At 49.9% G+C, this 12363-nt stretch carries 13 protein-coding genes; 5 read left to right on the top strand and 8 right to left on the bottom strand.

Annotated elements, in window-relative coordinates; translation table 11 throughout:
* Positions 1–92: 92 nt before the first annotated feature.
* Both HGH92_RS10825 and HGH92_RS10820 read left to right on the top strand, forming a co-directional pair.
* A complete protein-coding gene (locus HGH92_RS10825) occupies positions 93–977 on the top strand; it encodes a hypothetical protein (RefSeq protein ID WP_168870730.1) in 885 nt (294 codons plus the stop codon).
* A 138-nt stretch (positions 978–1115) separates the two neighbouring features.
* On the top strand, positions 1116–2075 hold the full coding sequence (locus tag HGH92_RS10820; protein ID WP_168870729.1) for a hypothetical protein: 960 nt from the start codon (positions 1116–1118) through the stop codon (positions 2073–2075).
* On the opposite strand, the gene HGH92_RS10815 is transcribed toward HGH92_RS10820, so the two are convergent.
* The 7 genes from HGH92_RS10815 to HGH92_RS34155 form a co-directional block, all read right to left on the bottom strand.
* Positions 2005–3591 (bottom strand): transferase, encoded by a 1587-nt coding sequence (locus HGH92_RS10815; protein ID WP_168870728.1) that lies wholly within the window; start codon positions 3589–3591, stop codon positions 2005–2007. The genes HGH92_RS10820 and HGH92_RS10815 overlap by 71 nt on opposite strands.
* Positions 3592–3684: 93 nt before the next feature.
* On the bottom strand, positions 3685–5100 hold the full coding sequence (locus tag HGH92_RS10810) for a nicotinate phosphoribosyltransferase (protein ID WP_168870727.1): 1416 nt from the start codon (positions 5098–5100) through the stop codon (positions 3685–3687).
* 22 nt (positions 5101–5122) lie between these two features.
* On the bottom strand, positions 5123–6028 hold the full coding sequence (locus HGH92_RS10805) for an NUDIX domain-containing protein (protein ID WP_168870726.1): 906 nt from the start codon (positions 6026–6028) through the stop codon (positions 5123–5125).
* A 249-nt stretch (positions 6029–6277) separates the two neighbouring features.
* Positions 6278–6964 carry an NUDIX hydrolase gene (locus HGH92_RS10800; protein WP_168870725.1) on the bottom strand — a complete coding sequence of 229 codons (687 nt, stop codon included), beginning with the start codon at positions 6962–6964 and terminating at the stop codon, positions 6278–6280.
* A 12-nt stretch (positions 6965–6976) separates the two neighbouring features.
* Entirely contained in the window at positions 6977–7384 is a 408-nt protein-coding gene (locus tag HGH92_RS10795; protein WP_168870724.1) for a hypothetical protein, read from the bottom strand.
* Between the two features lie 11 nt (positions 7385–7395).
* Entirely contained in the window at positions 7396–7791 is a 396-nt protein-coding gene (locus tag HGH92_RS10790) for a nuclear transport factor 2 family protein (RefSeq protein ID WP_168870723.1), read from the bottom strand.
* 128 nt (positions 7792–7919) lie between these two features.
* Positions 7920–9245, bottom strand: a complete 1326-nt coding sequence (locus HGH92_RS34155; RefSeq protein WP_168870722.1) for a M28 family peptidase — start codon at positions 9243–9245, stop codon at positions 7920–7922.
* Positions 9246–9444: 199 nt separating this feature from the next.
* On the opposite strand from HGH92_RS34155, the gene gcvT reads away from it, so the two are divergent.
* From gcvT to HGH92_RS10770, 3 genes are all read left to right on the top strand, one after another.
* Complete coding sequence (gcvT, locus tag HGH92_RS10780) at positions 9445–10533, top strand: glycine cleavage system aminomethyltransferase GcvT (protein ID WP_168870721.1); 1089 nt, start codon at positions 9445–9447, stop codon at positions 10531–10533.
* A gap of 151 nt (positions 10534–10684) precedes the next feature.
* Positions 10685–11158 carry an SRPBCC family protein gene (locus tag HGH92_RS10775; protein WP_168870720.1) on the top strand — a complete coding sequence of 158 codons (474 nt, stop codon included), beginning with the start codon at positions 10685–10687 and terminating at the stop codon, positions 11156–11158.
* 18 nt (positions 11159–11176) lie between these two features.
* Complete coding sequence (locus HGH92_RS10770; protein WP_168870719.1) at positions 11177–11899, top strand: 2-phosphosulfolactate phosphatase; 723 nt, start codon at positions 11177–11179, stop codon at positions 11897–11899.
* A gap of 69 nt (positions 11900–11968) precedes the next feature.
* Here the strand turns inward: HGH92_RS10770 and HGH92_RS10765 are convergent, their stop codons facing one another.
* The gene (locus HGH92_RS10765) at positions 11969–12340 is read right to left on the bottom strand and encodes a DoxX family protein (protein WP_168870718.1); all 372 of its coding nucleotides are present in this window, start codon (positions 12338–12340) and stop codon (positions 11969–11971) included.
* Positions 12341–12363: the final 23 nt, after the last annotated feature.

Below are 12363 nucleotides of genomic sequence, written 5' to 3'. Positions count from 1 at the left end.
TTTCCTGTACTTTGATATTCATAAGTAATGCTTTGTTGTACACAACTTCTGTCGCGGTACAGGCGTTTATTTTTGTAGCCTAAACTATTCGTATGAAAATAATGACTCCCCTTTTACTGGCTGGTATGTTAGCTTCCACCACCATTCACGCACAGCAGACCATTACCGGCCTGGCCACGCCGGAAAGCGCGGTGGCCTGGAAAGACGGTTATTTTGTGTCGCAGATCGGCCCCAGGCCGGACGCCTTTGTTAAGGACGGCGACGGCAGCATTGCCTGGGTGAAAGCCGGAAAAGTACAGTCTGCCCGCTATTTCAACGATACCCTGAATGCTCCCAAGGGCCTGGAAATAATGGGTCATACCCTGTATGTGACCGATATGGACCATCTCAAAGGGTATGATATCGACAGCCGGAAAAAGGTTTTTGATCTCATTCCGGAAGGTAAAAACCGGCAGCTCAATGACCTTACCGTGGTGCATGACAGCCTGCTGGTAGTCAGCGATTGTGTTACGGGCGATATTCTGCTGGTGAATCCCCGTACGGCAGATGTGAAGCTGCTGGGCAATATTGTGGTTGCCAACGGTGTCACCTATGATGAAGCGGCTGATCAGCTGTATGTATGTTCCATGGGGCCGGAAATGAACGGGACCGGGCAGCTGTTTCACCGGAGCGTGGACAGGGCCGATGATGTTTTTCAGCCGGTAAAGAACTCCCCTGTCGGTTTGTTTGACGGGATTGTTCAGCTGGATGCCACCCACCTGCTGTTGTCTGACTGGATTACAGTAAAGGGACCCAAGGAAGGTCTGTTGCACGTATACGACCTGAAAGCAGGAACGTCTAAAAGCATGAAGGTCATCCATTCCCCTGCTGATATTGCACTGGACAAACGGCACCAGGCGTTGCTGATACCGGTAATGCTGGACGGAGAGATGGAGGTGTGGCCGCTGAAAAAGCTGTCCTTCCTTTCTCATCAGTAACAACATATGGGAAACCGGTCTCCGGTTTCCCTGTTTCGTTTAGGCGGAACAGTTGGGGTCAGATGTCTCTGCAGTCGTGGTTGGGTACAATTGACAGCGCAGGACTGGTGTTTATTTTTGAAAGATAATCCTATACGCATGAAAAGATCTATCCTTCTGTTACTGGCTGGCATACTGGCAACCACTGTTTCCCTTGCGCAGGTCACCGGCCGCCGGACTATCAAGGGCCTGCAATCTCCCGAAAGTGTAGTTGCCTGGAAAAACGGTTATTTTGTATCGCAAATGGGCTACGCACCAGACCCTGCGGCAAAAGACGGGAATGGTGCCATTGCCTTTGTTAAAGGGCGCAAGATAAAGTACCCCCGTTATTTCAACGATACCCTGCATGTTCCCAAAGGTCTCACTATTATAGGGCACACGTTGTATGTGACAGACATCGATCATCTCAAAGGATATGATATCAGGAACCGTAAAAAAGTTTTTGATCTGAACCTGGAAGACAGGGCAGGTATGCTGAATGACATTACCCCGGCGAATGACAGCCTGCTGGTCATGACAGATTCATTTAAGGGAGACGTGTGGCTGGTGAACCCTCATAGCGTAACGATGAAACGATTGGGAAACATCCCTGCTGCCAACGGGGTGCTGTATAACCCACTGACCGACGAATTGTACGTATGTTCCATGGGACCTGACATGAACGGAAAAGGGCTGCTTTGGCACAGAAAGCTGAATGTTAACGGAGATGTATTTGAGCCGGTGAAGAATTCCCCCACCGGTTTGTTTGACGGGATTGTTCAGTTGGACAGCAGCCATCTGTGCTTGTCAGACTGGACAACGGAGATTAAGATAAAGCAGGGGCCGAAGTATGGCACGCTGCATGTCTACGACCTGAGCACAGGAGATGATTTTCCTGTTTTAGTAAAACAGTCACCTGCTGATATTGCGCTGGACAAGCGGAAAGGGTTACTGATACCGGTCATGCTCAACAACACCCTGGAGATATGGTCACCGGAAGAAACGGAATCTATTTACGTGCCAGTAATAACAGGTGGGAAGCCGGGAACGGCATCGGCTCCGGTTGACCGTTCTCATTAAGGCGGAACAGCTGTGTCTTTCCTTCCAGCCTGTTCTGTACGATCCATTCGTTGCGGTAGGTGTGCGACAGGTTGTCCAGCCGCAGGCCTGCATCTTCCAGTGCTTGTTTCCAGTCGTTGTAATTCCAGAAACAGAAGGTCTCATGCATTTCGCTGAGCCAGTTATCGTGATAATCTTTTTTGAAAAGGAATTCACAGGCGTCCTGCATGGACAGTTTGCAGTAGGTGGTGCCGTCGATGGTCACCCATTCGTGCGGCAGGCGGTAGCCTTCTTCATGGCGGAAGTCCTGCGCAAAGCGATGGAACAATGCTTTGGTGGACAACTGCCCGAGCCACGCTGCCAATGACTGCGTGTTGGGGTTTTCCGGCATGGGCAGATCGTTGGCGCCGTCTGTTTCATTGAGCCACAGCAGTACGGTCTCTGTCCTGTTCTCCGGTCCTACCACGTCGCGGTTGATCCATACGCCGCCGGGCACCAGTTCCTGATAACGGTTTTGGATAAACGCTAACAGGTCTTTTCTGCTGCCGTAGGATTCTATTTCATGTGTTAAAGAAGAGGTGTGGATGGTGTTCATGCTACCTGGTTCAAACACGAGGCTGGTCACCGCATTTTTTTGTGCAAAAAATACGGAGGGGTTGGCGAATTCGCCGTTGTGCTTGCGTTGCAGGCAGATGTCATAGAGATGCCGCGACACTTCGATGCCGTAGAAATCACATTCATGCAGGCGGTCGTCTTCGCAGGCTATCTTAATCCAGGAGCCTGCAGCGCAGCCGATATCGCCGATATTGCCGGGTTGTATGTAAGGGGCGGTTTCGCGGTATTTGAGTGCTGCGATATCGTCCATCTGTTTTACGTACACATTGTAGTCACGGGTGGCGGTGAGATCACCATCGGCCCCTATGATAGGGTCTTTCAGGATTTGCTGTACTTTCTCTCCCACACCATACAATGACCAGATTTTAAAGGCCGCAGGATGTACCTGTTCGAGAACGGTGGGATTCTTGCGCCAGTCGCCGGTTTGCGCGATGAGGTTGACGAGGTCCCACGGCATGGGCTGTGTGAACCGGCTGGTGGCCGGGTCCCACTCGGCCGTAAGGATACGGAACCCTTGTTTCATGTACATTTCGCGAACGCTGGTGGAGCAGATGACCACCGTATTTTGCGGCGTAAGGTTATGTGCGCCCTCGCTGGAGTGCCGGATGGTTTTGATCGTATATTCCGCAAAGTCGTGGATCACGCCCACATCGTCGATGCCGTACACATAGGCCGGCACATCGAGGGAGTTGGAGAACTCCTGTATCACCATGGCGCGCAGGTAGAATGGTACCGGGTTGCGTTTGGTGCCGAGGTGGTTGGCGGAAGTGACGGCGAAGATGAGCCCTTCCACGGGAGAAGCGGCCAACGGTTGTCCATATACGTCTTTTTCGCCTTCCAGGCTGCATTTGATCAGGCGGTTCAGGTATTTGAACTGAAAATCGGTCAACAGGTGGTGGCGTCCGGGAATAAGTAAGTACATACGGTGAAGTTAATGGATTTCCGGAAAAAAGCCCGGGGACTGAGTCCCGGGCTGTGGAATGGGGTAACCTTACTGGAGGAAATATGAATGATGTTACAAAGCGGCTGCCTGGCGGACGGCTTCGAAAGACCATGCTTTGGTGACTTCGCCGTTTTCGAAAACAGTTTCGAGGAGGTCGTCCAGCTGAGGCGCTTCATCGAGGCCGATGGTTTTGAAGGCGCCGTTTTCTTTTACCAGTTTCAGTTTGCCGGCTTTGGATTTCTTGAAGGAGGTTTGTAACTGGCCGTTGGCGTCCATTTCCACCGGCATTTTCTGTACGTTGATGCCTTTGCCGTTTACTTCTGCATAGGCGCATTTCAGGGCAAACTCCTGGGTGTCGCGGTTAACGCGCTGGAGCAGTGCGCCACCCATGCCGAGTACCAGATTTTCGGCGCTGATACCGGCCTTTTTCAATGCTTCGAAGATACCGGGGATAGAAGAGTAGCTGATGCCGTCGCCCTGGATCACGCGTACCTGTGGTGGTAATACCTTATATCCTTTTTCATTGACGGTGAAGCCGAATTTATTCATGAGGATATCGAACACCCGCAACAGGGTTTGTATCGGATCGCCACTGTCGGGGCGAATAACGAGGGTGCCATCACGGCTCAGGATTTGTTCTTTCAGTTCGGTGCCCCAGTATTCTTCGCAGGCACGGAAGATATTGTAGGAGTCAGACACACAGGCGATGGTGCCGGTAGGGAATGTGTTGAGTACATGTTTGAAGATTTCCAGCTCTCCGGGTTCTCCCAGCATGGTAACAATGGAGTGCTCTGTAGCGGGGATAGACAGGCCGGGGGCGGCAGGTGCGTCGTAGTGACGTTTCGCGAAGATAGAGCCCGCGATGGTGTCGCTGCCGGAGAAGCTTACCAGGTGGGCGCTGCCACCGATGCCTGCACTTTCCACAGAACTGGCGCCCCGGAAACCAAAGTCGTTCAGGACAAAGTCGATGCCTCCGAAAGCTGTCGCGCTGGCGGTATCATCGTAATAACGTTTAACGACTTTTTTGATTTCCCTGGAAAGGGAGGCCACTGTGCAGGGGTACCAAACCTGCATCAGCAGGGTTTCCAGGAAGTTGGTGAGCCAGTAACATTCGGGATCGGTGTTTTCGATGGTCATGAGCACATTTCGCACGGGCACCACTGTTCCTTCCGGTACTGCTTTGATGCGGACCGGCAGTTTGCCACCGTGTTTGTCAATGATATATTCAAAGCGGCTGCGGTCAAACACATCGTTACGGCCAAATACTTCTTTCAGGGTTACTTCAGCTTCGTCCAGCTTTTCTTTGGTGAAGACGGTGCCCTGGAGGTATTCCTTCAGGAAATATTGTAACCCGTAGAATACTGTTTCATCGAATTTGCCACCGCGGCTTTCGAGGTAAGAGTAGATATGTTGTGTTCCGGGGATGTATAATTTATGGTGGGAATATTTGTAAGCATCAGCCAGGAGGATGAGATTTTCCTTTGTCATAGTAGTAAGTTTTTGCGTCTTCTTATTTAGCGTATTTATCAGCCAGTCGTTGAAATAAGGGAAGGTGTGTGTCGGCGAGTTCCTGTTTTCGGATCAGTTCCGGTATATCCGTTACCGTTATCCACTTTACATCAGCCAGATCGTCGCCTGCTGCGGGCTCGCCATAAAGCAGGTCTGTGGCGAACAGGGTGGTGATGATTTTATTTGTTTCGGAGCGGTAGCGCCAGTCATCTATTTTCACGGATGCCACATACTCCATGGCGCTGGTCTCGATGCTGCCGCATTCTTCCCGGAGCTCCCTTGCAGCAGCTGTTTCAAAGCTTTCATCTGTAGGGTCGGAGAATCCGCCGGGCAGGCGCCAGGTGCTTTCGTTGGGCTTGCGGCCTACAAGCAGCTGTTGTTTATTGTTTTTGAAGAGGGCGATGTCTACAGTGGCATATACTGATGGGAACAGGTTATAGGTATTGTAGATGATGCCGGCACGGAACTCTTCGGTGTCAAACACTTTGTCGGACAAGGCTTCCCGCATGGCGGTAGCGTTGTAGTCTTTCACCGGTGGTAATGCCTCTGTGGGGTAGCGGCCGGAATAGGTGCCCATAAAGCTGTCGCGGCTGCCGTAGAGCACAAAGGTCTCGTGCGGGAAATTGTTGTGCAGCAATTCATCCAGTTTTTTGGACCATACGGCATCGTATTTCTGATCGCTCAGGGGGAGAATAATGATTTCGGGGAACTGTTGTTTGATCATGCGCTCGCGGGTGTAGTAGTCGAGCGGGTTTTTCCGGCTGCCTTTTACCGGGCTTACGCCGAGGATGATCAGTACACGGTTGTGTTTCATTTTCACCTGCCGGATCAGTTCGAGGTGTCCTTCGTGAAGGGAAGGCGTTTGAAACCGGGCTATAATAACTCCTGTGGGCTTTGTTGTTTGCATATCCGAGCTATTTTGTGTATTTGTTACACAAATGTATAAAGGGAAATTGATATCGACAAAATATTTTTTGTAAAAAATACACAAAATATTTTAATCGATTGAATTATAATTACTTACGTTGATAATTATTTTTGCTCTCCTCTTTTTAGAGATATTCTTTACTATAAGATGTGCGACTGGCTGTTTAATACAGCGGACAACGACAACGGCAGGCTCCCCGAAATCAAAAAATCGACAATCAAAAAATCCCTAAATCTCGAAGGCCATTCCTTCTTTTTTCAGCTTGAAATACTGTTCTTCATTGAAGCTGAAAAGTTTGGCCGGGCGTCCCTGTGATACCTGCTTTTGTTTTTCGTTGTGAGCGATCAGGATACCGAGATGATTTATTTTTTTCTGGAAGTTCCGGCGGTCGATGGGCCGGTCCAGCAGTGTTTCGTATAGTTTTTCCAGGTCGGCGATCGGGAATTTCTTGTCCAGCAGTTCAAAGCCGATAGGTTCGTAGCGGATTTTATTACGGAGTCTTTGTACGGCCACGTCTATAATAGTGGCGTGGTCGAAGGCCAGTGACGGCAGGTCCTTGATATTGAACCAGGAGGCATCTTCAGCGTCGGAGCTGGCCGCCAGTTTGAAATTGGTGGGATTTACCAGGCCGAAGTAGGCAACAGACACCACTCTCCCTCTGGGATCGCGGCCCGGCAGGCCGAAGGAGTACAGTTGCTCGAGGTAGTTGATATTAACGCCGGCTTCTGTCAGCAGTTCGCGGGTGACGGCCGTTTCCAGGGATTCATCGTCCAGCACGAAGCCGCCGGGCAACGCCCAGCTGTGCAGATAAGGGTCTATGGTGCGTTTGATCAACAGCACAACGATGCCTTCCCTGGGGATATATCCGAATACGACCGCGTCTACGGTTAACCTGATGTTCTGTTTTACTGGCAAACTGCTAACGGATTATTTTGCTTTAATATAGTTTTCAACCTGGGCGGTGCCCTTGTGTAAATTTACGAATAACGGGTTTTTCACCGGATCAAATACGATGATGGTGTTCATGGACCATACATCCTGTGGCGCCGGCATTTCGATCATTACCTCGAGGCCGTTGGCCCGGTGGAACAGCAGGCTGTCTTTACCTGCGATATGTGGCTTAAAGCCCTGTTGATCGAGGTAGTCTGTGATTTCCTTGCGTAACCGCAGCGCGGAATCCATTTCCGGGGTGGATGCGGGTTTGAATTCCCGGTACACATAGCTTTTTTCGGTAATCACGTCGTACGCGTCTTTGTTCACCTGAGAATCATTACGGGTAGGGTTACACGCAAAGAGCAGGCTGGCGGCGGTCAGGATGGATAATAATATTTTCATGATATCTGGCTTTAATGTTCGTAGCAGCCGTAATTACGCTGCCGGTATATTTTCCCTTCGCGGAATTCGATGACAGTGCAGATGAATGCTTTCATCACCTGTCCCCTTCTGTATTTGCCGGCGTCCACGCCTATTTCTCCGGTCCATGTGGCTTCCACCACCAGGGTATTGCCATGCTGAACGGCTTTCAGCACGCTGTAATGCTGGGATTTCAGGATCAGTTTATTGGTGGCCATACTGTCCAGCATCAATTCAAAATTTCTTTGTTTGACTTCGGCTGACAGCTGGTTTGGATATTCTGTCTGAATAACGCCCGGATGAAAAATATCGGCAAACTCGGCCGGATCTGCTGAAAATTTTTCAAGCAGCTGGAAATACCGGTATACGAGGGCCAGTTTTTCGTCCATTAACAGGGATGCGTTGAATTAATAACAAATAAAGCAGGACGTATGTACGCAATGCAATCCGCGAATTTATAAAATTCGTGTCAATGTAATTCATTCCTGCTCATGGAAAACGCGGGGAACGGCGGGATTTATTTTTTGGCGGTACCGGTGTTGAACGCCAGTTTTTCCATATTGTCTGTTTTTCCGATGATATCATACACCAGTTTGATCACGGTGAGGGCGCCGTCATAGTTGATTTTGTCCGGGTTGTCGTCTGTTTCCGGAACATCTTTATGGGCGTGGGTGTAGAAGTACAATACCGGAATATTTTTTTTATAGAACGACACATGGTCAGAGGTGCCGGTGCCGGACGAGTCGTAAACCACCCGGGTGTCTTTGGCGGCCACGCTGCCAATGATGGCGGGCCATCCTGCGGAAGAGTGGATGCCTCCGATTTGCACGCCTCTGGAAGCGTCGAGGTCGCCAATGATGTCCATATTGATCATATAGTTCACTGACTGGAGGTCGATGCCTTCGCTGTGGGACGTGAACCAGGACGAGCCGGCGAGTCCTTCTTCCTTACCCGAGAAGGCGATGATCAGGAAGTTGTGGTTTTTGATCCGGGCGGACTTCAGCATGCGGGCCAGTTCCAGCAGGGCGGCAGTGCCGCTGGCATTGTCATCGGCGCCGTGATAGATATTGTTATTGGCGTCTTTGCCGAGATGGTCGTAATGTGCCCCGACGATCACGGTTTTAGCGGCTTTGTTATCGATATAGCCGATCACATTGGTGCCGGTCACTTTCACTTTTTTGAAAGCGATTTTCATATCGATCTGAAAAGCGTTGGCGTCATCGTTGCCCAGTATTTTGCTGATATCGCTGCTCACCCATACCGCGGGGATGCCGGCGGGGGGCATGGGTTGTTTGTGCCAGCCGTTTACCTCTGCCGGCGTTTCTTTGCCATTGTAGAAGATAACTGCCGTGGCGCCGGATTTGGCGGCGATCTGTGTTTGTTGCAGGTATTGTTCCAGCTTGCTTTTATGCGGATCGGCTTCTATTTCTGTGACGTTGATCAGCCAGATATTGTCTGGTTCGTTCACCGCGGGGAGCACTTCGCCTTTGGCGCCTTTAGCAGCGCTGAAAGGCAGGGCGATGAATTGTTTGCCGGATACCAGTTTATCATGATTGAGGCTCAGGGTGCAGTTGTCCGGCTCCCGGCCTTCGCGGATAGTGAAGGTTTGCAGGAAACCGTTGTCCCCTCTTGGGCTGACGCCTATTTGTTCGAGTTGGGAGGAAAGATAGGCAGCGGCCAGTTGCTCGCCGGGGGCGCCTGTCCGGCGGCCTTCCAGCTTGTCGCTGCAGAGATAATTGACATGCGTTTGCAGATTGGACAGGGTTTTTCGGTCATTTTTTTTCTGTGCATCTACGAACAAGGTAGTACATACCAATGGTAACAGCCAGGTTATCTTTTTCACGCAATCTTTTTTTGGGTTGCTGCAAAATTACGGAATTACCCCCTGCCAAAAGCGCAATGGGGGCAGTTCTTTTTTAAGCTCCTGTTGCATTTCAAGTATGTTTAATATGATGCTTGGTCTGAAAACGGTCATTCGCCGGGAGTGGTTTATCTTTCATAAAAGGCAAATCCCTATTTTTGCCCCGTTTTAAAAACAAAGTATGAAAAACACACCTTTTACACAGAAGCACATTGCATTGGGCGCCAAGATGGCTCCTTTTGCGGGTTACAACATGCCAATCTCCTATACGGGTATCAATGATGAGCACCAGGCGGTACGTACAAATGCCGGTGTGTTTGATGTGAGCCATATGGGTGAGTTTATTTTGAAAGGTGAACATGCGCTGGACCTGATTCAACGTGTTACTACCAACGACGCCTCCAAACTGACTGCCGGCAAAGCCCAGTACAGCTCCCTGCCTAACAACGAAGGCGGCCTGGTAGACGACCTGCTGGTATATTGCATTGAAGAAAACAACGTGTATATGCTGGTAGTAAATGCCAGCAATATCGAAAAAGACTGGAACTGGATCAGCCAGTTTAATACCAAAGGGGTGGAAATGCACGATATTTCCGATAAAACCTGCCTGCTGGCCATCCAGGGCCCTAACGCCACCAGCATCCTGCAGCCTCTGACAGACGTAGACATCGTCAACCTGAAATATTACACTTTCGCCAAAGGCGTTTTTGCCGGCGTTCCCAACGTGGTGATCAGCGCTACCGGCTACACCGGCGCAGGCGGCATCGAAATTTATTTTGAAGACAAAGACGGCGCTGCAGAAAAAATCTGGGACGCTATCTTCGCTGCCGGCGGTCCTAAAGGCCTGAAACCTATCGGCCTGGGCGCCCGCGACACCCTCCGCCTGGAAATGGGCTTCTGCCTGTACGGTAACGATATCGACGACCGTACTTCCCCGATGGAAGCCGGCCTGGGATGGATCACCAAATTCACCAAAGATTTCCCTTCACGCGCTATCTTCGAAAAACAGAAGGCAGAAGGCGTTTCCCGGAAACTGGTAGGCTTTGAAATGATCGACAAAGGCATTGCCCGTCATGACTATGAAATCAAAGACGCAGCCGGTAATGTGATTGGCCGTGTAACCTCCGGTACTCAGTCGCCTTCCCTGGGCAAGGCCATTGGCCTGGGTTATGTGAATACAACCAATGCAGCACTGGATTCAGAGATATTTATCGCCGTAAGGGACAAAGCCCTGAAAGCAAAAGTGGTGAAAGTGCCTTTCCTTGGCTAGGAATAGCGGGTGAAAGTTCTTAATTTCGGCACGCAAAGAATTTAAGAGAGCAAAGGGGCAAAGGGGATGAAACCTGTTCTTCGCTCCTTTGCTCTCTTAATTTGGTCCTTTGCACCTTTGCCAGAGAAATTATTTATTTATTGCCATATCTATGCCTATCATTCATTTAACTACCGTTATCCATGCACCACTAGAGCGGGTGTATGACCTTAGCCGGAGTATTACCCTGCATAAACGCAGTATGTCACACATGCAGGAAGAGGCCGTCAAAGGCCGGACCAATGGATTGATCCGGTTGAACGAAACTGTCACCTGGCGCGCCAAACATATCGGCAAAATGCGGGAACTGACCACCAAAATCACTGCCATGAAGGAAGGAGAACATTTTACCGATGAAATGACAGAAGGTGATTTTACCCACATGAAGCATGAGCACCATTTTAAGGAAATCGGTAACGGCACCGTAATGATTGATATCATGGAATTTGGCACTCCTTACGGCTGGTTCGGGCGGATGTTTGAAAAATTCTATCTTCAAAAATATATGACCCGCCTGCTGAAACTAAGGAATGATGTTATTAAGGACTATGCAGAGAGCGAAAAGTGGAGAGTGGTCCTTGATTAAATGCCTAAAAGCAATTGAATGACAACAACCAACAAACCCAGCCTGGAAGTATGTTTATCTCCGGCCTTATTACATCTGTATGATGTGAAAAACAGCATCGTGGTCATCATCGATGTGCTGCGTGCCACCTCTACCATCTGCACTGCCCTTTATAACGGCGCAGCAAGAGTAATACCGGTAGCTACTGTGGAAGAATGCGTGAACATCGGCCGCGCTATCGACGGCATCACCGCCGGAGAGCGCGACGGCAAAGTGGCGGAAGGGCTTGTACATGGCAACTCCCCTTTTGAATACCCCCGGGAATTCATCGAAAACAAAACACTGGTGCTGACCACCACCAACGGAACGAAACTGCTGCACATGGCCAAAGATGCCATCCAGATCGTTACCGGCTCGTTTCCCAATATCAGCGCCGTATGTGATTACCTGGTCTCACAGGGACAAAATGTGATCCTGGGCTGCGCTGCCTGGAAAGACCGCGTGAATATGGAAGACACGCTCTTTGCCGGCGCCGTGGTAAGCCGCATCCGTGAACATTTTGATGTGAACTGTGATTCTGCCACTGCCGCTGAAACCCTGTACAATACTACGAAAGGAGACATCTATACTTATATGAAACAGGCTTCCCACTACAAACGCCTGGCGAAATACGGACTGGAAAAAGATATCACCTACTGCCTCACACCTGACGGCGCTAATGTGCTGCCGATATTCAGGAATGGTGAACTGGTGCCATTTTGATATTTGTTCATTTGGTTATTTGCTTATTGAAGTCTGCCTCTAATAAACAAATAACCAAATGAATAATGATTAAATGTTTTTTCCTCCTATAATACAGGCTGCAAATACAATCATCATCGACAGCGGAAAGGCCGTGTCGGAGAAAGGCGCGCCGGAGCTGATTTTAAACAGGGTAGCTATCGCCATGGTGAACAAAAGTGCCACCGCCGCCGGCCGGATAAAGAACCCGGTGATCAGCGCAATACCCCCAGCCACTTCCGCCAGCATCGCCATAAAACCCCAGAAGACCGGCCATTGACTGATACCAACCATTTTTAGTGTTCCTCCCAGAAATGCCCACATAGCAGGGCCTCCCATGATTTTCTGAATACCAAAAACGAGGAATAATACGCCGATACCTATACGTAATACGAGAAATGCGTTTTGTTTGTTGTCTTTCATGTCTGTGTGTTTTAAAATGAAGA

Origin of the sequence: Chitinophaga varians, assembly GCF_012641275.1 — a bacterium.
Taxonomy (GTDB): Bacteria; Bacteroidota; Bacteroidia; order Chitinophagales; family Chitinophagaceae; genus Chitinophaga; species Chitinophaga varians_A.
Note: the sequence above shows the minus strand (reverse complement) of the source record. Positions and strands in the feature narration are given on the sequence as shown.